The sequence below is a fragment of the Microseira sp. BLCC-F43 genome, assembly GCF_041929235.1.
Lineage (GTDB): Bacteria > Cyanobacteriota > Cyanobacteriia > Cyanobacteriales > Aerosakkonemataceae > Microseira.
In genome coordinates, this window is record NZ_JBHFNP010000131.1 from 72,484 (window position 1) to 96,976 (window position 24,493).

At 47.0% G+C, this 24,493-nt stretch carries 17 protein-coding genes; 5 read left to right on the plus strand and 12 right to left on the minus strand.

Annotated features, from left to right (window positions below; translation table 11 throughout):
- On the plus strand, positions 1 to 2,022 hold the full coding sequence (locus tag ACE1CM_RS18435; protein WP_374879120.1) for an adenylate/guanylate cyclase domain-containing protein: 2,022 nt from the start codon (positions 1 to 3) through the stop codon (positions 2,020 to 2,022).
- 348 nt (positions 2,023 to 2,370) lie between these two features.
- Here ACE1CM_RS18435 and ACE1CM_RS18440 read toward each other — a convergent pair whose 3' ends face one another.
- The 8 genes from ACE1CM_RS18440 to ACE1CM_RS18475 form a co-directional block, all read right to left on the minus strand.
- The gene (locus ACE1CM_RS18440; protein WP_374879122.1) at positions 2,371 to 3,216 is read right to left on the minus strand and encodes a radical SAM protein; all 846 of its coding nucleotides are present in this window, start codon (positions 3,214 to 3,216) and stop codon (positions 2,371 to 2,373) included.
- Between the two features lie 22 nt (positions 3,217 to 3,238).
- Positions 3,239 to 3,592, minus strand: coding sequence for a hypothetical protein (locus tag ACE1CM_RS18445; protein WP_374879124.1), 354 nt, complete (start codon positions 3,590 to 3,592; stop codon positions 3,239 to 3,241).
- A gap of 175 nt (positions 3,593 to 3,767) precedes the next feature.
- Positions 3,768 to 4,172 carry a beta-lactamase hydrolase domain-containing protein gene (locus tag ACE1CM_RS18450; protein ID WP_374879126.1) on the minus strand — a complete coding sequence of 135 codons (405 nt, stop codon included), beginning with the start codon at positions 4,170 to 4,172 and terminating at the stop codon, positions 3,768 to 3,770.
- A 97-nt stretch (positions 4,173 to 4,269) separates the two neighbouring features.
- Complete coding sequence (locus tag ACE1CM_RS18455) at positions 4,270 to 4,455, minus strand: hypothetical protein (protein ID WP_374879128.1); 186 nt, start codon at positions 4,453 to 4,455, stop codon at positions 4,270 to 4,272.
- Positions 4,456 to 4,586: 131 nt separating this feature from the next.
- Positions 4,587 to 4,823: a hypothetical protein gene (locus ACE1CM_RS18460; RefSeq protein WP_374879130.1), complete on the minus strand. Its 237-nt coding sequence runs from the start codon at positions 4,821 to 4,823 to the stop codon at positions 4,587 to 4,589.
- Positions 4,824 to 5,120: 297 nt separating this feature from the next.
- Positions 5,121 to 5,501, minus strand: a complete 381-nt coding sequence (locus ACE1CM_RS18465) for a response regulator (RefSeq protein WP_374879132.1) — start codon at positions 5,499 to 5,501, stop codon at positions 5,121 to 5,123.
- Between the two features lie 220 nt (positions 5,502 to 5,721).
- On the minus strand, positions 5,722 to 8,136 hold the full coding sequence (locus ACE1CM_RS18470) for a PAS domain S-box protein (protein WP_374879134.1): 2,415 nt from the start codon (positions 8,134 to 8,136) through the stop codon (positions 5,722 to 5,724).
- A gap of 85 nt (positions 8,137 to 8,221) precedes the next feature.
- Positions 8,222 to 10,573: a response regulator gene (locus tag ACE1CM_RS18475; protein WP_374879135.1), complete on the minus strand. Its 2,352-nt coding sequence runs from the start codon at positions 10,571 to 10,573 to the stop codon at positions 8,222 to 8,224.
- A gap of 1,454 nt (positions 10,574 to 12,027) precedes the next feature.
- Between ACE1CM_RS18475 and ACE1CM_RS18480 the strand changes: the two genes are divergently transcribed.
- Positions 12,028 to 15,300 carry a DUF4347 domain-containing protein gene (locus tag ACE1CM_RS18480; RefSeq protein ID WP_374879137.1) on the plus strand — a complete coding sequence of 1,091 codons (3,273 nt, stop codon included), beginning with the start codon at positions 12,028 to 12,030 and terminating at the stop codon, positions 15,298 to 15,300.
- A gap of 487 nt (positions 15,301 to 15,787) precedes the next feature.
- Positions 15,788 to 16,123: a hypothetical protein gene (locus ACE1CM_RS18485; protein WP_374879139.1), complete on the plus strand. Its 336-nt coding sequence runs from the start codon at positions 15,788 to 15,790 to the stop codon at positions 16,121 to 16,123.
- 491 nt (positions 16,124 to 16,614) lie between these two features.
- Here the strand turns inward: ACE1CM_RS18485 and ACE1CM_RS18490 are convergent, their stop codons facing one another.
- Entirely contained in the window at positions 16,615 to 16,767 is a 153-nt protein-coding gene (locus ACE1CM_RS18490) for a hypothetical protein (RefSeq protein WP_374879141.1), read from the minus strand.
- Between the two features lie 406 nt (positions 16,768 to 17,173).
- On the opposite strand from ACE1CM_RS18490, the gene ACE1CM_RS18495 reads away from it, so the two are divergent.
- Positions 17,174 to 17,992 carry a carbonic anhydrase gene (locus tag ACE1CM_RS18495; protein WP_374879142.1) on the plus strand — a complete coding sequence of 273 codons (819 nt, stop codon included), beginning with the start codon at positions 17,174 to 17,176 and terminating at the stop codon, positions 17,990 to 17,992.
- A 232-nt stretch (positions 17,993 to 18,224) separates the two neighbouring features.
- Here ACE1CM_RS18495 and ACE1CM_RS18500 read toward each other — a convergent pair whose 3' ends face one another.
- From ACE1CM_RS18500 to ACE1CM_RS18510, 3 genes are all read right to left on the minus strand, one after another.
- Positions 18,225 to 18,797, minus strand: a complete 573-nt coding sequence (locus tag ACE1CM_RS18500; RefSeq protein ID WP_374879144.1) for a YHS domain-containing (seleno)protein — start codon at positions 18,795 to 18,797, stop codon at positions 18,225 to 18,227.
- A gap of 75 nt (positions 18,798 to 18,872) precedes the next feature.
- Entirely contained in the window at positions 18,873 to 21,173 is a 2,301-nt protein-coding gene (locus ACE1CM_RS18505) for a putative bifunctional diguanylate cyclase/phosphodiesterase (protein ID WP_374879146.1), read from the minus strand.
- A gap of 780 nt (positions 21,174 to 21,953) precedes the next feature.
- The gene (locus ACE1CM_RS18510; protein ID WP_374879148.1) at positions 21,954 to 23,510 is read right to left on the minus strand and encodes a YcjF family protein; all 1,557 of its coding nucleotides are present in this window, start codon (positions 23,508 to 23,510) and stop codon (positions 21,954 to 21,956) included.
- A 249-nt stretch (positions 23,511 to 23,759) separates the two neighbouring features.
- Between ACE1CM_RS18510 and ACE1CM_RS18515 the strand changes: the two genes are divergently transcribed.
- Positions 23,760 to 24,446 (plus strand): MFS transporter, encoded by a 687-nt coding sequence (locus ACE1CM_RS18515; protein WP_374879150.1) that lies wholly within the window; start codon positions 23,760 to 23,762, stop codon positions 24,444 to 24,446.
- The last annotated feature ends 47 nt before the right edge of the window (positions 24,447 to 24,493 follow it).

Below are 24,493 nucleotides of genomic sequence, written 5' to 3' on the forward strand. Positions count from 1 at the left end.
ATGGAAGAAATTTTGATGAGTCAAGAGCAAGAACCAGGATTAAAAGGCGATATTCTGATTGTTGACGACACGCCGAATAACTTACGGCTGTTATCCGCCATGCTAGCTCAGCAAGGGTATCAAGTCAGAAAGGCAATTAACGGAAAAATTGCCTTAAAAGGAGCGCAGATGTCACCACCAGACCTAATCTTGCTCGATATCAATATGCCGGAAATGAACGGCTATGAGGTGTGTCAAAAGTTAAAATCTCTACCGGAAACCAGCAAAATCCCCATCATTTTTATTAGCGCCCTGGACGAAGCATTAGATAAAGTTAAAGCTTTTGAAGTAGGGGGAGTGGATTATATCACAAAACCATTCCAAGTGCCAGAATTTTTAGCCAGAATAGAAAATCAACTCGCGCAAACAAGGCTGAACGAGGAACTGAAAATAAAAAATAAACAGCTAGAACAAGAAATACGCGATCGCGAAAAAGCCGAAGTAGAAATACGCCTCTTACTAGTCACTACCCAAGCGATTAGTCGCGCCGCAGATTTTCACTCAGCTCTCAAAGTCACCATTAGTTTAGTCTGTGAAACTATCGGTTGGGATTTTGGCGAAGCTTGGGTTCCCGCCGATGATGCCACCGTTTTAGAATACGCTCAGGGTTGGTATATCAGCGACCTAAATTTAGAAGAATTCAAACAGAAAAGCTTGAAATTTACCTTTGCTCCCCATATCGGACTACCGGGACGAGTTTGGGCAAACAAGGAACCCGAATGGATAGAAGATGTTTCCCTTGAGCAAACCCAATCTTTTCTGCGTGCCCAACTCGCCGCTAAAGTGGGATTAAAAGCTGGTTTTGCCATTCCCATTCTCGCCAACGATCAAGTGTTAGCAGTTTTGGTTTTCTTCAAAAAAGAAAGTATCCCAGAACAGCCTCATTTGGTACAACTCGTTAATGCCGTTGCCACTCAATTAGGTTCCCTGATCCAGCGCAAGCAAGCTGAAGAAGCGTTGCGTCTTTCGGAAGAAAGGTATCACAGCATCGTAGATAACGCCGTCGAGGGAATTTTTCAAACCACCCCCGCTGGACGTTATGTAAGTGCCAATGCGGCTTTAGCAAGAATATACGGTTTCGAGTCGCCCGAAGAACTAATATCGAGCGTTTGCGATATCGCTAAAGAAGTTTATATTGACCCCCAGAGGCGCCAGGAATTCATCGCTGCCATCGAACAAAATAATGCGGTACACGATTTTGAATCCCTGGTACGTCGTAAAGATGGCAGCAAAATTTGGGTCAGCGAAAATGCCCGTGCCGTTCGCGACTCTACGGGAAAGTTGCTGTACTATGAAGGCACGATTTCCGATATCACGGCGCGTAAATTCGCTCAAGAAGCTTTGCGCGAACAGCAGCAAAAAACCGAGCAATTATTGCTGAATATCATCCCAGAACCCGTCGCCCAGCGGTTAAAACAAGACCCCAGCGCGATCGCCGACCATTTTGAAGAAGTAACGGTTCTGTTTGCGGACTTGGTTGGCTTTACTCAATTTTCCACTTACACATCACCAGGGGAATTGGTGCATATTCTCAACGTGGTGTTTTCCGAGTTTGACCGCTTGGCACAACGCCACGGTTTGGAGAAAATTAAAACCATTGGCGATGCCTATATGGCAGTAGCAGGATTGCCGTTTCCCCACCCCGATCATGCTTGCCTTGCCGCAGAAATGTCCCTGGATATGCTGGCAGGAATTGAGGAATTTAATCAAAGAACTGGTAAAAGTTTTAATGTCAGAATTGGCATGAATACGGGACCCGTTGTTGCTGGCGTGATTGGCATTAAAAAGTTTAGCTACGACTTGTGGGGCGATACGGTTAATATTGCCAGTCGCATGGAAACAAACGGCGTCCCCGGTGCAATTCAGGTCAGTCCCGCTACCTATGAGCTATTACAAGATCGATATCAATTTGTGGAGCGGGGTTGTATTTCCATCAAAGGTAAAGGAGACATGACAACTTATTTACTCACGGGGAGAAAGTAGGTATTTTAGATTTTAGATAACAGACTTGCAGATTTATACCTAGCAGCTAGGGGAAGAAGGGCGTTGTATCAATGGTTTCACCAACAGGACTTACGCACGACGATCCGAGAAACCGGGTTTCTATGTAGATAGAAACCCGGTTTATATCATGTCCTTAGGCAACGGTTGTGTAACTGCTAATAGCTAATCCCTAATGGCTGCTTTCTGGCAATTGACAAGCGAGCAATTAGCAATTAGCCATTCATACACTACCGATCTCTCGCGGACATGATATTATTTGCCTAAGTCCTAACCAATTAAGAACGTCCTAAATGCCTTGGCAGTTGCTATAAATCTAAAATCTACAATCTACAATCTAAAATCTCTATGCCGCACCGCAATACCCGTACTGCTGTGAATTTTTGCCGCAAATGCTTGCAGGAAATCCACACTCACTGGTTTGAGAACCTGGATGGAATCGCCAGGGACTTGGGGGTGATTGCCTCGCGTTTCCAGTTGGCGGGTGAGCGATCGCCCCCGCGTCGGCGTGTTGAGTTGAATTTCATCCGGCTTCAACTCCTGCATCACGCGGATATACTCGCCTTGCGCCTCATCAGACCAACGCGATAAAATCATCGTCTGGATCGCCAAATTACCTGCATACTCTTGACGAAATTGCTTTATTACTGCTATAATCTCTATCCACTCTATTCCGCTTGCGGGACGGTTAACCCGCCGCAGTTGATCCGGCGACACCGCATCGAGTTTCGCCGCGACGATATCTGCCAATTTTAAGGCGTTGCGTACCTCTGGCTCGCCGAGAAAGGTACTGTTGGTCAAGACTACCATCGGTAGTCCCGCCATTTGCTTGGCGGCAGTTAAAATTTCTCCTAAATTCAACGCTTGGGTGGGTTCTCCACTGCCGCTGAGGGTGATGACATCCACATCCGCTAGATTAACCGCTTGTAAATCCCGTATTATTTTTTCTTTGGGTATAAAAATTTGACGAGCGGTGGTGTGGTGCTGAATTTCCCCCAGCTGGCAGTAGACGCAGTTAAACGAACAGGTAGACACGGCGCCGATGGGGTCGATACCGAGCGATCGCCCGTACCGCCAAGATATTACCGGGCCGTAGACAGAAGTATAGGGCATCGGGCATGGCAAAGGTGGGGCCCAATTATTCTCGATCTCCCTTGTCTCCTTTGTCTGAGTCATCTCCCTTACTCCTCTCTCTTATTTAGCCAAACCAATTGGACGCACATAAACCGGGGTCAACTTCTTCCGGAATGTGGTGACAAACCTGTTCTGTATTTTTACAGAGTACGTATTCAATACCCTGGTGGATCGCAGCTTCCAGATGCCACCTTTCTTCTGGAGAGTGATAAAAACCCGTCGAGTGTACCGATTGGTCGGGATACTCTTCAACTACGTAGAAATTAGGGATGCGACTCAGGACGTAAGCAATTAACTCTTGACGCAAGTCATCGAGGGAAAAAGCTTTTTGATAAGGATGATGGGGATAAGTCTCCAAAACACTTTCAATCGCTTGAACCAGCGCTTCCCTTGTTAAATTGACAATTGTTTTGGTCATATTTATCACCTCGCTTTTGTTTAAACCTAGAGGTAATTGGGAATTGGGAATTGGTAATTGGTAATTGGTAATGGGAAACTATCTATGAGTATTCCGGCTGGAATAATTTTCCCCTACCCAGTCCCTACTAGCCTATGACCTAAGACTGATGACCGGCATCTACTGATCGGATGATTCAGGAGTAGGTAAGTATGGCAAATAAGCCAAGTTGTTCAGCTTGGTTAAAAGCTTGCTTAAAAGTCGCTCCTTGGCGCATTGCGATATACATCAGTACCAAAGCAGCAGCTCGCTTGGCACTGCTGCAATGTATGAGAATTGGTTTGGGTAAGGATTCGTTAATGACGCGGAATACCCGCGTGGCTATTTCATCGTTAATTGCCTCAACTTTAATGGGAATGTTCGCGTAGTAAAGTCCCAAGGCTTCAGCTTGTTCCTGTTCGCTGCTCAGGAAGCCTTCTTCGTCAGGCGCGCGCAGGTTGAGTACCGACTTAAATCCCTCTTGAGCAATCTGTTGTAACTGTTCACGGTTAATCTGTCCTGCGATCGCCAATTCGTCGTTGATCTTCCTGATAATTTTCATCGACTTTTCCTTGAATTGCTAATTGCTAATGGCTAATTGCTAATTGCCAGCTGCTTTTACGAGCGATTAGCGATTAGCCGTTAGCCTTTTGGGCAGCTTACCAAGCTTGTTTGTTCTTTTTATCAGGTAATTCTCCTTCAAAAGGCTGAACTCCTGTTGGCGGATATTCATCGTCAGTTGGGCCAAAAATCCGCGCGATCGCTCCCGAAACGAATTTAATCAGGTTTTTGATCCCAGTTAAAACCGATTGAATTGCTGAACCGATTTTGTTCAAAATAGACATAGTTTTGTTCTCCTTTTATTTATCACCTGGTTATTATTCGCGCTCGTTAAATGGCAAAGAACTTTTGACTTTTGACTTTTGACACCGGCGTCGTTGCGCGCCACGCTGCCGGTTAAAGATGCTGCGGTTTGCTACTTTGCATCCTCCGGCAAACCAACCTCGCTTTCTGCACGCTTGAGCATCGACTGCTGCAAGGACTCTTCCTGCTGACGTTGCTGTGCCATTAACTCCCTAGCTTCTGCCTCGATGCCGTCTGAGGTAGGTGTTTCTACAAGAGCCTCGGCGCGGCTTAGCATAGACTCAAGAAGGTGTTTTTCTTGCTGACGCTGCTGGTTCATTGCAGAGCGAGCTTCTTTTTCAGTACTCATTCCGAACCTCTACAATCAACTGGAACCGAGTCTAACTACAGTTAAGTCGATAACTGGATCGGCTCTACTTTGAGGTTAGGAAAAAAAGTTGAGGAAATTGTGAGGACTTCCAAAAATTTTTAACCGGCACTTTCGCGGCAGGAACTTACGTGTAGTGCCTATAAAGGAGAATGCTACAACAATTTTATACCTGTTCAAAGTTAGATATTTTTACCTAAGCCCCAGAGCAGATATGCGATCCCCGCTGTGAAAATGAAGGTTTACTGTAGTTTTCCCTTGAGATTCGCCATGTTAGGGTCACAGGTCCCAGCCTAGAGCTTCGGCGACCTGGGAAGCTAACTGTAGCGGATTGAATGGTTTAGCAATCGCCGCCTTCAACCCCATTTCAGCATACCGGCGACGGTCAGAAGCTTGTACCTTAGCCGTGAGCAAAATCACCGGAATGTTCTGTGTGACTGGATTCGCCTTTAACTTTTCAAATGTGGTAATTCCGTCCATATCGGGCATCATTACGTCTAGCAGGATGGCGTCGGGTTGCTCTGTCTCGGCTAATAATAAGCCTTCGCTACCCGAACCCGCCGTTAGCACCGTCCAAGAAGCCACCGTTTCTAAGCAAATCTGGGCGACTTCCCGAATATATTCCTCGTTATCGATTACCAGAATTCGCTTGTTAGTCATTGGTCATTGGTAATTGGTAATTGGTCATGGGTGATTGGTTACTGATACCATTGTCCAATCAAAGTAGGGGCACGGCATGAAAGAGGTTGTCTCCCGCGCCAGACGCCGCTTGAGCTACTACTATGAACCTAGGCGCTCTTGCGCCTACTACGAACTAGGAACCTAGGCGCTCTTGCGCCTACTACGAACGGCGCGATCGCTTGATGTCGCCTTGCCCCTACTACTGTTTTTCCCCCTCAAGCGGTAGGGTGAAGTAGAAAGTACTACCTTCACCCAGGGTACTCTCGACCCAGATTCTACCGCCGTGCTGTTGGACAATACTACGACAAATCGCCAGACCCAAGCCAGTACCTTCGCTATTGCGCGAGTCGGAAACATCCACCTGTTGAAAGCGTTCAAAGATGGTTTCCAGTTTATCAGCGGGAATCCCCCGGCCTCGATCTTGAACTTTGAACAATATAGTAGGGGATTGGGAAGACGGGGAGAGTTCCGCACTCAGCCATACAGTATCCCCACGGGACGAGAATTTAATCCCATTGCTGAGTAAGTTGGTTAAAGTTTGGATAATTCGATCTGGATCTGCCCACAATTGCGCCGATACGGTGGAAACTGACAGGGTAACTCCAGCTTTATCCGCCATCGCCTGCATTGTATCTGCTGCTTGCGCCATCAAATCGGCAGCGTTGCAAGAAAGTTTCGCCATCGTGACTTTTCCCGACTCGATGCGCTCAACGTCGAGGATGTCGTTGATCAGTCTTACCAAACGCTCGGTGCTGTCTACGGCAATTTCTAGCAGACGCTGGCTTTTTTCCGGTTGGGTGCTGAGCAAACCGCTGGCTAGGATCCCTAATGAACCGTGAATTGAAGTTAAAGGGGTGCGGAGTTCGTGGCTAACTACCGAAATAAATTCATCTTTCATTCGTTCCACTATTTGGCGTTCGGTGATATCCCTAAAGGCAATAACTGCACCCAGAATTTCGGTTTGAGTTGGCGATTTGCTGCCGGAAAATGCCACTGCGGTTGGCGAACGCAGAATTGGCGTTGATACGTACTCCACCGGGAAGTTGCAACCATCTCGACGCCAAAATATCGCCTTTCTCACTTGATGAACGGTTCCATCTCTGAGGGATTCTTGAATAGGATGCGGTGACGCGGGGACAGGGTGACGCGGCGACACCCCATGGTAGGAGCCAGGGGATTCCAGCTTTGAAGAGGACGGGTCGAAGGGGAGACAAGGGAGAGGGTCGAGTGTTGTTAAAGAACTCCCCGCTCTCCCTTGTCCCCGCCTCCCCGCCTCCTCTTCTTCTTCTCCACGAATAAATTCGCCAGACTCAGACCAGGTGCAGAGATCTTGGTCAGCGTCACTCTCCGCGTCTCCCCGTCTCCGCGTCTTTGCGTCTCCCCTTCTCCCTGTCTCCACGTCTTGCTGCAAGATGGTATTGATCGATTGACCGATCAGTTCTTCTATTTTGTAGCCGAGCAATTTTGCGGCTGCTGGGTTGACAAAAGTGATTTTTCCTTGTAAATCCAAGCCGCAGAGTCCTTCACCGACCGAATTCAATATCAGTTCGTTTTGATGACTGAGTCGTTCGAGCGCTGCTTGGTTGCGTTTGCGATCGCTTATATCCCGCAATATCGTCGTAAAAATCGTTTCGCCTCCCACTTCCAGCTTGGAAATAGACGCTTCCGCGGGAAATTCGCTCCCATCGGAGCGGCGACCATAAATTTCGCTGCGTTCTCCCATTTTCCGCGCTTTCCCGGCAGATTTGCTAAATTTATCCACGTGCTGGCGATGTATTTCCTCAAACTGCTGGGGTAACAGCTTTCCCAGGGGTTCGTTGAGGACTTCCGCCGCGCTATAGCCAAAAATCTTTTCCGCCCCTTGGTTAAATAAAATAATTCGTTGATTGGCATCCACCGAAATAATCGCATCGTCGGCAATTTCTAAAATGCCAGCAAAGCGTGCTTGGGATACTCGCAGCGCTTCCTCTACATGCTTGCGTTCGAGTAGTTCTACAGACAGCTGTTCGTTGACGCTGACTAATTCGGCGGTGCGTTCTGCTACCCTTAACTCCAATTCATCTTTCGCTTTTCGCAGTGCTGCTTGTGTCTGTTGGCGCTCTGCGGCACTTTTAGCCAGCAGCGCGTTTTGCTGTCGCAGGTCTAACTGGGCGATTGCTTGGCGTCCTAATGCCTTTAATGCCTCCACCTGTTGCGTTGTCATTTGGCGCGGTTGCCGATCCATCACGCAGACCGCTCCTATAGCATATCCATTTGATGTTGTCAAGGGAATCCCGGCATAAAATCGCATCCCAGGGTCAGAAGTGACGAGGGGGTTGTTAGCAAACCGGGAGTCGAGTTTGGCATCGGGAACGATCAACACTTCGGGTTCGAGGATAGTATGGGCGCAGAAAGCAATTTGGCGCGGCGTTTCTGTTATTTCCAAACCTACTTTGGCTTTAAACCATTGGCGATCCGCATCAACTAAGCTGATCGATGCCATTGGCGTCGAGCAAATATAAGCAGCTAAATTCGCCAGATCGTCAAACGCAGGTTCGGGGTCGGTATCTAGAATTTGATACTCATAAAGTGCCGCTAGTCGCGCGGCTTCATTTTCAGGGATAGGAGGATTCATAAAATTGCTAATTGCTAATTGCTAATTGGTAATGGGTAATTGGTGATTTCAGATTGCTACAAAATCTAAAATCTAAAATCTAAAATTACTCATTTCCCATGATGCGATCGCGTCCGGCTAACTTAGCTTGATAAAGTGCTGCATCCGCAGACCGATACAAAGATTGCAAATCGGTGCCATCTTTTGGATACTCAGCGATACCCCCACTCATCGTTACCTGAAACTCGATCCCGCCATGGGCAGCAAACTTTTGCTGTCGGACAATTTCTAGCAGTTCTCTCAGCCTTTGGACTCCATCGCTTTTGGTCATCCCGTACATTCCCACAATAAATTCTTCGCCACCCCAGCGAGCGACTACATCTTCAGAGCGAAACGAGCGCAGCAGAATTTGTCCGATTTGGCGCAATACAGAATCTCCCACATCGTGTCCGTAGCGATCGTTGACTTGCTTAAAGCGGTCTAAATCTACAATAGCCAGAGATAAAGGTTGATTGTAGCGCTTGGCTAAGCTCAAGAAGCGATTCAAGTCGGTTGTTGATTTATAGCGATTGCATACTCTAGTCAGCGGATCGGTTTCCGCCAAACTTCGCAACAGTTTAATTCGCTCTAGACGGTTAACGATCCGCGTCACCAGTTCTGGCCCTACAATCGGTTTGCTAACAAAATCATCGGCTCCAGCTGCAAATACTTGATTGACCGTATTCGCATCAGTGTAGGCGGTCAAAAATAAGATTGGCAATCCACTCCACCGCGCATCGTTACGCACCACCTGACACAATTCAATGCCGTTGATGTGGGGCATTTTGATGTCCAAAATTAGCAGATCTGGCATAGTTGCTTCTAAAGTTTCCCAAAATCGGCGCGGATCTTCCAAGGTGCGTACTTTCATTCCCCAAGGTTCGAGCAAGTTCCGCAAGGTAGCTAAAATTTGAGCATCGTCATCTACGACTACAATCCGCGCCGCACCCGCATCGGCGCGTTGCAGTACCTGGGTAACTGCTTCTATCACCTGTGAGGGAGAGACTGGCTTTTGCAAAAAGGCACGTCCCCCCAAGCGAGCGACTTCCAGGCGCTCTTGTAGTGTAGAGCCAGCTCGCCTTTCTAAACCATTTTGCTCGGTTAAAACTAACACCGGGACAGGTGGGGTTCGCTGGCTTAACTCTGCTAACAAGCTTAAACTGCCAGAGTTGACTTGCTCTAGATCGAGTTCCAGCAACACCGCATTGGGATGTTCCCGCTCTATTTTCTCTCTAGCCGTTGGTAAATTTGTCGCAATTTCGGCTCGAATTTCCCAATTAGCCGCCTCGGTGACTAATGGCTTGGCAGCTTTGCTGTCCGGCGCGACAATTAATAATAAGGGGCGTTCGTCTTTTTCTATTGCTGGTTCTTTTGCGGTTTCTTGCAAGGGTCGATTGATTTCTGTGCGTAAGGATTTTACCAATTTACCCAGCCGCACGGCATCTTTGCGCCCCAAATTTGTTGCTTGCAGCAGGCGTTCTATTTTCCGCGCTACCTGAGAACCTTCGCTAAAGCCAAAAGTGCCTAAAGAACCTGCTAAAGTGTGAGCTTCTCGCTCTGCTTGTGCGTGCAGTTCTGGTGTTATTTTTCCTTCTGATAGTGCGGCGGCTGTTTGTGCTAAAACTTCCACCTGCTCGCCGATCCGGTCTTTAAATCGGTTCCACACTCCGGCGATCGCAGCAGTCGTTTGTGCTTTTGTTGGTTGTTCGTTCGTCTCCAAAGGGGAATTTGGCACCCCGAGGGCATCGAGTGGTTTCAGGCGATAACCAATCCCGTAAACTGTTTCAATTAAATCGGTAGGAGCGCCTGCGGCTTTTAATTTTTGTCGCAAACCTTTGATGTGAGTTCTAACCGCTTCTTCTCCCGGTGTTTCCTCATAAGACCAAATATGTTCTAAGATTCCACCGCAACTAAATACCCGGCGACTGTTCCGCAAAAAAAGTTCGAGCATTGCGTATTCTTTCGGCGTTAAATGCAGCGGATGCACATCGTAAGTCGCCTCGTGGGTTGTCGGATCGAGTTTGAGACTACCCCATTCTAGAATCGGCAGGGAGATCGAATTGCCTCGACGCAGTAATGCGCGTACCCGCGCCACTAACTCTTCCGGATCGAAAGGTTTAACAAGGTAATCATCCGCGCCTGCATTTAACCCCGTCGCCTTATCGTGACTGCTGTCTTTCCCCGTCAACAGCAAGACTGGCATGTTATAACCTTGCGATCGCAGCCGCTGACAAAGGCTAATCCCATCCAACTTGGGTAATATTACATCCAACAATATTAAGTCATAAGCAAACGCTTCTACTAGCTCCCATCCCGCTTCCCCATCCTTCGCCACTTCTACGGCATAGTTTTGGTCTCCCAGTACGTTGGTGAGTGCTTCAGAAACCATTTTGTCATCTTCTACTACTAGAATTCTCATGCTATACACGCCCGCCCACTTCTCTTGCAATTGAACGATTTATATTTATATATTAACGCAAGTTCCTAGTTAGTCTTTGCGAGCTGGCGAGCTTGCTAATTGCTAATTGCTAATTGCTAATTTTTTCAGGGCTCAGTCTAATCTTTTAAATTACCTATTTTCCCTGTCATCAAACAGGTTTATTCCTAAATTTATTCCTGTAAAACTTACTATTTTTTTGAGCAATATTTTTATTTACTAAGCGATGTAACTAGCCACTTTATTTGTTCAACTTATCTCATATTTTCAGCATTTATTTCAGTTTTATTGGCTGGTTTAAATCGGCGTTCATCTATTAATTATCCCGCGCTTAATCTTTAAATAATTATAAGCGATCGCTAGTGATGATTCAGCAGCCTCTTGATATTTATTCAGTTTTTTTAACGATTCTCAAATTGCCAATTAAATCATGCAAGCCAAACTGATAAAAATTTGTTTAATCGCTTATTTTAATATTTTATTCCTTCGAGGTATATCGCCAAGCTATCCATAAGTTTACACCGCCTCCTCTCCCTCTCCCTGCCCAAATGTGCAAAACTCTCTTCATCTCACATCTTGCACCTTTCTCAATCAGACTTGAGAAACCGGCAGGACTTACCCACGCGGGGCCAAAAACCCACTGCGTCCATGTCGCGAGTCTAAACCCACGATTTTTCCTATCACCTTTGTTTTTTTGCCTCAGGTTGCCAGAAACCCGGTTTCTCACCCTGGTGCTGTGAGTTCATAAAACTTAAAATTTTAATAGCTTAAAAATAATCATCTGTCTGAAGGAGGATATATTTTTTAAAACATTTGGATCGCAAATGCAGCGATGGGGAAAAAAAAACGATCAAATCCGACTCATCACCCAGAGAAAAAGCGCTTTGGAGTCCTTTCTTAGCGAAGTCAAGTGCGACTGGCATTGAGTTTGGCTTTACTTATACTTAGTGATACTTTGGCAAAGTTTGAGCTATAGTAATCAAAGTTGTGTAGTTAACCGGGTTACAGGTCATAACATCATGTCCGGTACTATCCTTCTCGTTAACAGCGCAGGTAAGCAATTTAGCCTAAGCGTTTTGCCTACCCGATCTAGTTCCCACCAAACGGCACTTATACTCCAAACTGGATTTGTTACATGTCAATGAGTCGTTCTAGCAATTCGTCTGTTTCCACAAATCCGGTGAGTTGGGTGGGTAAAACCCGCCAGATAGTGGCAAAAACCCACTTGCAACCGTAGCAAGTGCAGCAACTATGAAACAACAGACTTGATTTTTGACATTGCACAAGCAACTTGGGAAAGTACCTTACCCAAGAATGTCAAGGATTGTATGTTTACCAAAAGAGGGGTTTGGGTCTGCTTCCCCTGAAGCAAACTCATCTGTTAACCTCACTCCTGGGGTGAATCTACCAGTCAATATTCACCTGGAGAATCTTACATGTCTTTTTCTGACAATGCGACCAATTTTTCCGCTAAAACTCTCGTTTTTATCGACGCGAACCTGGAAGGTTACCAATATCTAGCATCGGGAGTTTTAGACCAAGTAGAAGTAAGGATTCTCGATCCAGAACAAAATGGCATCCTTGCAGTTACCACAGAATTGCAAAAATTTGCGGCTTTTTCTGGCGCAATTGATGCGGTTCACATCTTTTCTCATGGAAGTCCGGGAGAGGTGCAACTTGGTTCTAGTATCCTGAATTCCCAGACTTTAGAACAATACAAAAACTGTTTGCAGCAGTGGCAATCTTTACTCAGCGATGATGCAGATTTACTGATTTACGGGTGCAATGTCGCCTCTGGTGACGGGGTAGATTTTGTGCAGCAATTGAGCGAATTAACTGGGGCGAATGTAGCTGCTTCGGTTGATTTGACAGGCAATAGCGCTAAAGGCGGTAACTGGGAGTTAGAAGTCAAAATGGGTGAAATTAAAGCAACTGCTGTGTTGAAACCTGAAGTGATGGCAAGTTACGAAGGGGTTTTAGCAATCCGCACGGTAACGAGTGCCGCAGATGATAATAATCCCGGTTCGTTAAGGAATGCGATCGCAGCGGCAAATAGTGGCGATACGATTGTTTTTGACAGCAGCTTAGCGGGTCAAACAATTACCTTGACACAAGGTGAGATTCGGATTAACCCTGGCAAAAACATCACAATTGATGGTGCTAACGCTGCCAATTTGACCATTAGTGGAAATAATGCCTCTCGCATCTTCTTGATTGATGCGAATGTGGCTACCAGCACGAATGCAACGATCAAGAATCTTAAATTGGTCAATGGCTACGTTAATCCCAATGCTGGGGCTGCTCCGATGAATGATAGCACGAAGGGACGCGGCGGAGCGATCGCCGGGGCGGACGAAGCAACCCTAACCGTCGAAAACGTTGAATTCAATAACAACGTTGCCGATCTAGGTGGCGGTGCCATCTACATGGCGTGGAACAGCAACCTATCGGTTAACAATAGTAAATTCAACGCCAATAAAGCGATCGCTGGAAACGACGAACGCGGTGCAGGTGCGATCGCTTTCCTCAGTCCCGGCAATTTTACCGTCCGCAACAGCGATTTTACCAACAATCGCGGCATTGTCGGCGGTGCAATTAACAGCCTCAACGGTAAGTTAACTGTCGAAAACTCGCGCTTCATCAACAACGACACCGAATCAGCATTTTTCGACAACAACGACCCCATCGATCCTTTCTTAAGGGGCTACGGTGGAGCAATTTATACCGATCGCGCCAGCTCTACTGGCGAAGAAAGCCGTGGTATTGGCGGTACAATACGCATTACTGGTAGTGTATTTGACAAGAACAGGTCTAAGGCTGGAGGGGGAGCCACCTATCTGTTCACCGCCCCCGCAGACCAGGTAATTATTGAAGACACCACCTACACCAACAACAAAGCTTTCGCACTCCCTGGCGGAGAAGGTGGAAATGGAGGCGCACTCTATCAACTCAGCGATTCGCAAAACGGGGGACTGACCATTCGCAACACCACCTTCGCCAACAATACAGCGATGTCTCAGGGGGGTGGTGCGTGGATTTTTAATCGGCCTGCTACGATTACCAACAGCACCTTCTTTGGTAACCGAGCAGAATCGAGCGTTCCTCCTGATACCACTACTGGCAACGGTGGAGCGATCGCGTTTTACTCCCCCGCAGACATTGTCAACACAACGATCGCGAACAATTATGCTGGATGGGTTGCTGGAGCTGTGTTGGCTTCTACCAACCAAGCAGTCACCGTCAAAAATACCATTTTCGCCGACAACACAGCAGCGAATCCTTTCCAAATTAAGCAAGAAACTAGCCGGGAATTAACTGATTTGGGGGGTAATATTCAATCACGTCCCGCAGGCGATAACAATGCGACGGCAAGCATCACCATCGCCGATCCTAAACTCGGCACGTTGCAAGAAATTAATGGCAAGCTAGTCCTACCCCTACTGCCAGGAAGTCCAGCAATTGACTTTGGCACTGGCGCAGGCGCACCCAATACAGATCAACGTGGCGTGACTCGTCCTATTGATGGCGATGGCAATGGCAGCGCAATTGTTGATAGTGGATCTTACGAGTTTAATGGTAATGTTGCTACCCTAGCACCAGAAATCGAAGTCAAAAATGGTACAACTTCTATCCTGGATGGTACTACCACAGCAATTGACTTTGGTTCTACAACCGTTGGCAGTGCGGTAACAAAAACCTTCACCATCAACAATACCGGCACTTCCTCCCTATCTTTAAGTACCCCAACTTTACCAACTGGTTTCACGGTTTTAGGCATTTTCCCCAGCTCAATTGCTCCTGGCAGTACTGCCGATTTCCAACTGCAACTCAATGCCACGGCGACGGGTAATCCCTTGGGAACGATTTCCTTTGGCAATAACGACAGCGATGAAAACCCATTTGACTTTGCGATCGCAGGTACTGTCAACCCAGTTGCAAACTTAATACCCACCATTACTAACGTCACCTCAACAGCACCAAATGGCAAATACACCGTCGGTCAAGTAATTCCCATTAACGTGACCTTCAGCGAGAATGTCTTCGTCAATGGCACTCCCCAATTGGTTCTAGAAACTGGTGTATTGGATGCCGTTGTTAACTTGAGCAGTGGTAGCGGTACTAACACTTTGACGTTTAACTACAAAGTTGGAGTTAAGGATACCACCCCCGACTTAGACTATCTTTCTCGGGGTGCTTTAAAGCTCAATAACGGCGCCATTGAAGATGCTGATGGTAATAATGCCGTTCTCACATTACCTACACCGGGAACCCCTGGTTCTTTGAGTGCAAATAAAGCGATCGAAATCCCCGCTTTTAAAATCATCGCTGGCACGAACCGACGCGATAATTTAACGGGGACCGCTCTTAGCGATCGCTTGATTGGAGAACAGAGTAACGATACGCTTACTGGTGGAGGAGGCGCTGACGAATTTGTCTACAACCGCATTCAAGATCGGTTTGACACCATCACCGATTTTCAAGTCGGCATCGACAAGATTGTAATGACAAACCTGTTGGCAAGTTTTAACTACAGCGGTTCAAATCCAATTGCTGACGGAATCGTTAGCTTTTCTAGCCAAGGCAGTAACACCATACTGTTACTTGACCCAGATGGTACAGATGGATCTGCACTTGCTAGCTCTTACATTACCTTCATAAATGTGAGCGTCGCCGACCTGAATAACCCCAACAATTTTGTCTTCAGCTAAAGATCCCTAGATCTCCAATCGTTCCCAGGATCCCGCCTGGGAACGAAACCAAGAGGTTCTGCCTCAGGTTTCTCTTTTTCTCTTGTTCTTGTTAGTTTCTATGCCAGGACTTACGCAAATCACCAAAGTTTCTCTCAAAAAGCAAGAAACTTTGGTGATTTGCCGCCCAAGTGTAAGTCCTGTATTCCATACAGGACTTACACTCATATTCCGGGTTTCTGTGAAAAATCGTAGGTTGGACAACGAGAGATCTACGCAGAAACAAAGGTGATACGAACGCCCTTGCGTAAGTCCTTTATTCCATAGTCATTAGTTAGTTAATAACTAAGCTCCCGATTTTATTCAGATTGAAGGGGGTGCAAACCAAAGCGACAGTCCTGGCAGCACTGATTTTACCATCCGAGTAGAGGCATCTGGAACTTGGAGTTTTGATTGGGAATACGATTGATTTGACAACTTTGGTAATGCTGACAGCGGCGGATACTTATTGAACGGCATCTACAACCAGCTAGCTCAAAATAATAGTCCAATCCTTTCTGGTTCCAGAAGTATTTTTGTGAATCAGGATGACCTAATTGGCTATCGGGTTTTTACCCTTGATAATAACTCTGACTCCGGACGATTAACCATCAGCAACTTCAACGCACCAACCGCAAGCGCTGCGGTTCCTTTTAATTTTTATCCCACTTTAGGAGTATCCCCGATCCCTGTTTGGTATGGGATTGGTCTAGTGAGGAAATATTGGCGATTCTCCAAAGGAGAGGCACTCGCGTCGCCAAAATTTTCTGCCAGATATTTCTACAACAATCAATCTAAACTTTAGCAAGAAGGAAACATTTTTCTCTCATCCTTCTCTCAACCTAAACCAAGTTGCCAAGCCAACTTGTTACCGAATTTAGGTTGGTTTTCTTTTGAGCCGATCCACGCTTTTAGAGTCTATGCAAAAATTAGGTAGCCCCATCTTGTTAACTGCACCTATAACAATTGGTATAACCGAGAGCGTTGTCACTCAATAGCCGCGTCCGTAAATCCTAACATTCAGGAGCATTGATTTAGCCAAAATGGTTATAAACAGGACTGACGCAAGCGCGTTGCCAGAAACCCTGTTTCGACCTTTATCTCTCGTTTCCAAACCAAAGATTTTTCTTAGAAACCGGGAATATGAGCGTAAGTGCTGTATAAATTTATTTGGCAACAGTCCATACTCCTTGCTGAGTAACACAACAGGTAGTTCTTGCTTGTGGAAACCTAGGGATTACTAGCGGGAGTAAGCGATCGCCCAAAGCTTAGGGAGTCGCCTGCCTGCTTCATTAGCTAATAGAAAAACTCCCTAACCGCATCCACAATCATCTCGTCTGGCTTAAATATAATATCCTCCAGATGATATTTCCCCATCAGGTTATATCCTAACCCCGACTTTAAAAAATACAGAAGTAAAAAAAGCAGCAAAAAGTCCTCTCGTTTCATAAAACTATCTCCGATTTAGCACCCTTGATTTTTGCATAATCTATGAAGTTTTTTTCCCTGACAGAGTAACGGTGACTTGCTCACCCTTCTCAATCAAAAACTTACATACGTAAGTATAACCAAATTTTTATTATTTTACTATCACTTTTAAAAAAAAAATATATTAAAAAATAAAAAAATTTTATACGTATTTGGCTTCATAACTGCACGCTTGTCCTACCTTTCGTCAAAACCGACAAGGAGAGGGAGGAACTATGATATGTGCTTTTGGTCTTCCTCTTCTGTGGCGCTTACCCCTCGTGCGATCGGGCGGACTTCCCGTAAAAAATCAGATGAATAAACAGCCCCCGATCTGAGAAAATCAAGATAGATTGAAAATCATCGCCGATGGGATAAGGTTCGCTCTATGAGGAAATTAATTACAGGCTTGCGGGAATTTAAGGCCAGTTATTTTTCGACCCACCAGGAATTGTTTGAGCAACTTGCCCACGGTCAGAAGCCCAGAGTGCTTTTTATAACCTGCTCCGACTCGCGCATCGACCCGAATTTGATTACCCAGACAGAAGTAGGGGAATTGTTTGTTATCCGTAATGCAGGTAACATTATTCCGCCCTACGGAGCCGCCAATGGGGGTGAAGGGGCATCGTTGGAATACGCCATACACGCCTTGGACATTCAGCAGATCGTTGTTTGCGGTCATTCTCACTGCGGTGCAATGAAGGGGTTGCTGAAACTGGAAAAACTCAGAGAAGAAATGCCCTTGGTATACGAGTGGCTGAGACACGCCGAAGCAACGCGCAGACTGGTAAAAGAGAACTACGGCGCATACCAGGGCGAGGAACTGTTGGAGATAGCGATCGCGGAAAATGTACTGACGCAGATCGAAAATCTCAAAACTTACCCAGTTGTCCACTCTAGATTGTATCAAGGAAAACTGAAAATCTACGGATGGGTTTATCATATCGAGACGGGTGAAGTGCTAGCTTACGACGCCAACACCCATACCTACGCACCTCCTCAAAGTCAGCTAAACGAGTCGGAAGAAGGGTTAGTTCCAGGTATATATACTAATACAACTGCGCCGCCAGTGGCTTGCGACCTACCCCAGCGTCACAGTAATGGTACGGAGGCAGGAAATGGTTTGCCCGAAAAAATACCGGCAGTATCGTGGGTTTCACCGGAACAAGCACAACGAATCTACCGGGGTGGGACCCATACCAAGTAGGGCAGGACTTAGGCAAACACCAAAGTTTCTGTGCCACATCCTAGAGCAAGGAACCAGAGATCGCAGCAAGAAACTTTGGTGATAGATGATATCATGTCCCTGGGCAACGTTTGTGTAACTGCTAATAGCTAATCGCTAATGGCTCAATCAGGAAAAATACTATATTACCAATTAGCAATTAACAATTAGCCATCGATACACTACCGATCTCTCGCGGACATGATATGAGTCGTTACTTTTTGAGGCGATCGTTCAGGGAAGGCCAGTTGCGATCGCCCCTAGAAATATTGCCAGGGATATCTCGCTCCCAACTTCGCTGAACGCCTCGGTTGTAGTTCAAATAAAGTTTGCCATCCACAATTTTCCAGGCATCCGGGTCAATCTGCGCCGTATAGCCCCGACTCACAGCCCAAGCACAAAAACCGCCGTATTGAGGTGCGTATTTCTGCGGATTTTTGACAAACAAATCGCGATTTTGGGCACTAGAAAAATACCAGGTAGCGTTCATCCACTGGTAAGCGAATTGGCTGTTACCCTTAACTGGCTTTCCTTCCTGGAAATAAGCCACCGGATCTGCACCTTTAATTGCCACCCCATTATCTGTATAAAAACTAACTGTAGGCGATTTAACTTGACTGACCGATTCAGCAGTTTTCGCTTCAGGTTTACTCGCAGCAGGCGTAGTGGTGGACTTTGTCGCGGGAGTTTCCAGACTGACTACTTCAGTCTTGGGTTGACTCGAACAACCCATTGCCAGTCCGATCAACAGCAAAACAGAAGCAATTGTGACCCGTTTGTCTTTCATAACCCCTCATATCCCTACAGCACCTTTTGGGATACAAGATATCACCTCCACACCTCCACACCTGCACACCCGCTCTCAAGTGCAATTGCCCCCATTCCAGATCAAAGCGCGTGCCGTATTGCGATCGACGGGTTTGGAAAACAAATATCCCTGTCCGTATTCGCAATCTAGGGCTTGCAGTTGGGCGTGCTGATCGGGTGTCTCGATGCCTTCGGCGAGGGCTTCCATTCCCAGATTGTGCGCCATCGATACAATTGCTTGCACGATCGCTGATTGTGCCTTTTCGGCGCCGAGGCGAACGATGAAAGAGCGGTCGATTTTGAGTACGTCGAGGGGAAAGCGGTGCAGATAACTCAAACCGCAATAGCCCGTACCGAAGTCATCCATGCATAATTTTATGTGTCGTTCTCGCAGTTGCTCCAGCATGGCGGTGGCTGCTTCAGGGTTACTGATGAGGACTCCCTCGGTGATTTCCAGCTTTAAATAGCGACCATCTAAACCTGTTTCCTGAAGCACCATGTCGAGCTGATCGAGCAGATCTGGCTGGGAAAACTGTTGCCCAGAAAGATTGACGCTCATTGTCAAGGGTAATTTGGGCCAGCAGGTGGGGAATGAGTATTGGGCCCTGCTGCCGTTACCCCAGTGTTCCCCAATTCCCGGCGTTCTATTGGCGATCGCACTTTCCCACTGCACCTGCCAATCGCGCAATTGCCGACATGCTTCCCGCAATACCCACCAGTCTATCGGCAAAATCAAGCCGGTTTCTTCTGCCAGAGGGATGAATTCTGCTGGGGAAACCAATCCCCGATGGGGATGTTGCCAGCGTACCAAAGCCTCAAATCCCGTAATCTTGCCCGTTGATAGGGATACAATTGGCTGGTAGTAAAGCCGAAACTCTTGGTGTTCGATGGCGCGTCGCAAATCGTTTTCCAACTGCAAGCGCGTCACGGCGCGGGTGTGCATCGTAGTGTCGAACACTTGATAACGCGCTTTGCCCTGGGTCTTGGCGCGAAACATGGCAATTTCTGCGTCCCGCAGCAAGTCTTCCGGTTTGGGACACCCGGTAGAATTCAAGGCAATTCCGATGCTGAGACTGGTAAATACTTCGTAGCCGCTGAGTTGAAACGGCCCGGTGACTGCCTTGATAATCCTACTCGCGAGGCGGGTGGCGTCGCTAATGTCTTTGATATCTTCTAGCAGGATCGTGAATTCATCGCCGCCAAACCGGGCTAGGGTATCGGTACAATCTAGACAGCCTGCAACGCGACGCGCCATGCTCTTGAGCAGTTGATCGCCTACCTTGTGTCCCAGACTTTCGTTCACCACCTGGAAACGGTCGATGTCGAGAAACAGTACGGCGAACATATGATCCTGGCGGCGTCCTGCGTGCCTGACTTCGCGCCCCAAGCGTTCCATAAATAACGCTCGATTGGGCAATCCCGTTAGGGTATCGTGCCACGCATTGTGGATCAGTTGTTCTTCGGTTTGCTTAGCTGCGGTAATGTCTTGCGTCACCTTGACGAAGCCTTTGAGCTGTCCGGTTTCGTCTCTGAGTGCAGTGACCACCGAATTCGCCCAAAACCGCGACCCATCTTTACGCACTCGCCATGCTTCGTCTTCAAACCGACCAGCTGCTGCTGCTAATTTTAAAACGCGATTCGGCTTGCCGCGCTGGATATCTTCAGCTGCATAGAAGCGGGAGAAATGATGACCGATAATTTCATCGGTTTGATACCCGTTAATTTTTTCTGCACCTTCGTTCCAGCTAATCACGTACCCGTTGGGGTCGAGGGTGCAGATGGCATAGTCTTTGACGCTCCCAATTAACATTTCATAGCGAGCTTCGCTTTCCTGCAAGGCGCGAGCGGCATTTTGCTTTGACTCGATTTGAGCGCTCGCCCGATTTGCCAAAATCCGCAATGATGATATCTGCTCATCGCTTAACTCCCGTGGCAGGTTATCCATCACGCACAACCAACCAATTGAGTCGCCTTTTGTTGAGATTAAGGGCATACACGCATAAAACCGGACCGATGGGGCAAAAGTCCCGATTGCCGTCCCGATTAAACTGACTTCTTGCCAAGTATCCCGAACGATCAGTAGATCCGACTCCAAATGCAGATTGGGTATTAAGGTTTGGGGATGGGGAAAATTCCCGATGCCCCATTTTCCCGTTCCTTTCCGCCTTTCCGATACGTACCATTGCCAGGTACCATCGGTCAGGTAAATCATGGCGAAGGGCGCCTGACAGATATATGCTGCCAAGCGGGTAATATCGTCGAATTCCTGTTGAACAGCTTTCGAGCTTGCCTGGGGCTGTTGGTTTGGAGTATCGATTTTAGTGCTTTCTTGGGGGTGCAGGGGTAACTTAGTCATCACTGTTTTGTCTGAGTGGACGGTGGAGTGATGCGGCGATCGCAAGTTGTTATATTTTTACTATTCAACTTTTTTCTCCCGATTGACTGACACATCTAGGGGAAAACACGAGCTTAATTTATTACATCGAGGTTTTCACCATCTGCAAGCAATATTATTTTTAATCAGTTTCTCAACCTATTTTAATACTTGGGTCAGCCCATCGTAATATTTGCCACTTCTCCGAGTTTTTACTTAGGCTTTTTAATCTTATAAAACTGTTTTATTAAATTTTTTACTTTTAATTTATGCTTCATGTTCCGCAGTTTCCCGAATTGACTTAAGGTGTTTTTTTTGCCAGCAGCCAAGTAACAGATACTGGATTTATATGGGTTATTTCGATTTTAATCTGTTTTAAATGATTTTTCTATAGCAGGGGTCACCAGCATCTGATTTTTCACAGCCTCTTTAAATGTTGGCAATAATTCTGCTCGATTTCCATACCATACCTTTATCTCCCTCATCTACTGAGTTTTGAGCCGAACCGTCAAAAGTCAGCACCTGCGGCGAGGTATCAAATTTTGAGCGAAAAGGGCGTTTCTGCCAGAATCATAAGCACAAATACCCTGAAGTCAAGCTTCTCTGTGCCAGTATAAAAATTGACCCCAACTACAGGCATCGGGTACAGGTAATAACTTGGTGACGAATGAAACACAGGTTTTGTTACCAAGCTTTCATCGGACTTAGGCAAAGAAACCGGGTTTCTATGAAAAATCGCTAGAAACCCGGTTTCTAGGTTCGCTAACGTCTTGGTTCATCCAACTCCTCGACGGGTGGTGGCGCTGGTTGGTTATCGGTGAGGGGTTTGACGATTTTGGCGATCGCTTCGGCAATAAATGCCTTGACAAACTCATCCCGTCGGTTTAATTGAAACTGTCGCTGTACGACTTCGGCAATACCCCCATCCCCCCAATCTTGATCTTGACGGAAATATTCGATAAAACTCTTCCCGGCAATGCGGGTAAGATACGCCGCCGTCACCCCCTGAATTGCCTTACCAACTACATAGGTAGCCAGATTGAGTCGCAGTGCGGTGGAAATTAAATCAATCGCGCCTTTAACAATTCCTAAACTTGCTAAAGTTTTAGCTAAGGAAAGTGCTAATTCGCGCCCCCGTTCCGGATTCAATTCGCAGCCGTAAATTTTGCCAAGTTCTACTACCATTTGTGCATTGACTGCTGCGGTTGCCAGCAAGTCCACTACAGGTAGGGGTGTTACGGCTATTACACCCGCACCGATCCACTGAAAGCGCTCTACTAATTTATCAGCTTGTCGGCGTCGCTGGGCATCGATCAGCTTGCGGGCTTCCTCTCCCAAGCGCTGGGATTGCAGTAAGATATTATCCGCCATTAAATCGTCGCCTTCTGCCCGCAAAACGACGGCGAGACGCTTAATTAAAGGCATGACATCGGGATCGGGTTGGATAATTTCGCCGTTGTCTAGTTGGGCGGGTTGGGGGTTAGCGGCGATCGCGATAATATCCGTCGGGGCGATAAACCCGCGCACTCGCTCGCGCAGTCGCGCCAGAATCGTTTCTTTGTCTTGTTCGCTGTAAAGATCGGTTTTGTTGAGGATGAGGAGCGATCGCTTGCCTATTTCTGCCAAACCCAAGAGCGGTTCGTATTCCGACCTTCGCAAGTCATTATCCACCACAAATAACAATAAATCTGCTTCCGTTGCCAATTGTCGCGCCAATTGTTCCCTTTCGGTTCCCGCTACCCCCGCTTCTAAAATACCAGGCGTATCGGTAATCAAAATTTCCCGTTCAATTCCTTTCAGTTTGAGTACGTAGGTTTCCCCTACTTCCGTTGTTCCCATTGGCGCGCTTACTTGTCCCACCACGCGCCCCATTACCGCATTTACCAGAGATGTCTTACCAGCGGAACCAGTGCCAAATACTACAACCCTTAAATCGCCGCGCTTCAAGCTGGCTTCAATTTCTCGCGAACGACTGAGTAATTCTTGTCGCGCGACTTCATCTTGTATTTGGGCGACCTGTTTTTTGACGGCGCGGAGGTTTTGTGCGGCGGCGTCGGTTTTTGCTGGCGGGACTTTAGGTTTTAACTGACGACGACGGGTTTTCTGGTTCGATTTCCAAAACAGGAAGACATAGTAAACGAATGCGGCAATTACTATACCTATAAGCAGAATCAGCAACAGCAGCAGCAGGTGACCCAAAAAAGGCGATGTCCAAACTAAGGAAGAATAAAGCCGATACAGGGAATCAACTAGCCACAGCAGTAGCCCCAAAACTAAGATGAGGCCAACAATTAATATCAGAATGCGCGATAGGGGCATGGCAGAAGCAAGGCAAAACTGCTATTTTTTAGAGGGTTATATCACTAGGGTACAACTTGCTGCTATATCTTCCCCCAGCTAGCTGTTAGGCATAGACTTCTCAAGTTATCCTGCATAAACATTTAATCAGGACTTACGCAAAGAAACTAAGGTGATAGGTCGCCCAAGTGTAAGTCCTGTTAATTTTACCTTCGATGTCTTGGGTCGAAGGTTTTATTGCGTGTGAGGATATAGCGAACGCAACCCCATATGACATCTAACCTAGTAATGACTTTGGCTCCAGTAGAAACTTCCCCTCCCCCCGCTCCCCAGATGCAGGAAATGCCTGCATCTAGTTTCAAATTATCCAAAGAGGCGATTCGCTCTAGTTTAAAAGCTTCAACGATTGATGGCGTATTTTCGACAATTTTTGGCAGCATTACCACCGGCGTCTTGCTGAGTAACTTTTTACTCGAATTAGGTGCTACCAGTGTAGAAATTGGCATGTTGTCTTCTTTTCCCATGTTGGTGAATTTGCTGCAACCCCTGGGTGCCTATCTGGGGGACAGAACTACCAGTCGTCTGCGATATCTGTTGTGGATCTTTAGTCCGTCTCGTCTGTTGTGGTTGATTTTAGTCTGGGGAATTTGGGCTAACACCAACGGATACCTATCATCACACCAACTGATCTACTCGACGTTAGCGATCGTTTTAGTTACCCACGTGATGGGAGCGTTAGGATCTCCCGCCTGGGTTTCCTGGATGGCGGTTTTGGTTCCCCGTCGTTTGCGTGGCAGGTATTTTGGCTTTCGCAACAGTGCCGCCAGTTTAACGAATTTGTTATCTATACCTCTACTAGGTTTGGTTGTATCGGCTTGGCGTCATGGGCCAATTCCAGCTTACGCTGGCATCTTGTTGTTAGCTGAGACAGCAGAAGCCCCACGTCTGTACCTGTAGGGTCAGCGTGGGATGAATGCGAGTGAGCCGCCGATTCCATCCGCCCA

Coding starts and splice junctions, on each gene's coding strand:
- ACE1CM_RS18515 (WP_374879150.1), top strand. CDS start 23,760: ATGACATCTAACCTAGTAATGACTTTGGCTCCAGTAGAAACTTCCCCT.
- ACE1CM_RS18445 (WP_374879124.1), bottom strand. CDS start 3,592: ATGACCAAAACAATTGTCAATTTAACAAGGGAAGCGCTGGTTCAAGCG.
- ACE1CM_RS18455 (WP_374879128.1), bottom strand. CDS start 4,455: ATGTCTATTTTGAACAAAATCGGTTCAGCAATTCAATCGGTTTTAACT.
- ACE1CM_RS18510 (WP_374879148.1), bottom strand. CDS start 23,510: ATGCCCCTATCGCGCATTCTGATATTAATTGTTGGCCTCATCTTAGTT.
- ACE1CM_RS18495 (WP_374879142.1), top strand. CDS start 17,174: ATGAGGAAATTAATTACAGGCTTGCGGGAATTTAAGGCCAGTTATTTT.
- ACE1CM_RS18475 (WP_374879135.1), bottom strand. CDS start 10,573: ATGAGAATTCTAGTAGTAGAAGATGACAAAATGGTTTCTGAAGCACTC.
- ACE1CM_RS18490 (WP_374879141.1), bottom strand. CDS start 16,767: ATGAAACGAGAGGACTTTTTGCTGCTTTTTTTACTTCTGTATTTTTTA.
- ACE1CM_RS18440 (WP_374879122.1), bottom strand. CDS start 3,216: ATGACTCAGACAAAGGAGACAAGGGAGATCGAGAATAATTGGGCCCCA.
- ACE1CM_RS18480 (WP_374879137.1), top strand. CDS start 12,028: ATGTCTTTTTCTGACAATGCGACCAATTTTTCCGCTAAAACTCTCGTT.
- ACE1CM_RS18465 (WP_374879132.1), bottom strand. CDS start 5,501: ATGACTAACAAGCGAATTCTGGTAATCGATAACGAGGAATATATTCGG.
- ACE1CM_RS18460 (WP_374879130.1), bottom strand. CDS start 4,823: ATGAGTACTGAAAAAGAAGCTCGCTCTGCAATGAACCAGCAGCGTCAG.
- ACE1CM_RS18450 (WP_374879126.1), bottom strand. CDS start 4,172: ATGAAAATTATCAGGAAGATCAACGACGAATTGGCGATCGCAGGACAG.
- ACE1CM_RS18435 (WP_374879120.1), top strand. CDS start 1: ATGGAAGAAATTTTGATGAGTCAAGAGCAAGAACCAGGATTAAAAGGC.
- ACE1CM_RS18505 (WP_374879146.1), bottom strand. CDS start 21,173: ATGACTAAGTTACCCCTGCACCCCCAAGAAAGCACTAAAATCGATACT.
- ACE1CM_RS18500 (WP_374879144.1), bottom strand. CDS start 18,797: ATGAAAGACAAACGGGTCACAATTGCTTCTGTTTTGCTGTTGATCGGA.
- ACE1CM_RS18470 (WP_374879134.1), bottom strand. CDS start 8,136: ATGAATCCTCCTATCCCTGAAAATGAAGCCGCGCGACTAGCGGCACTT.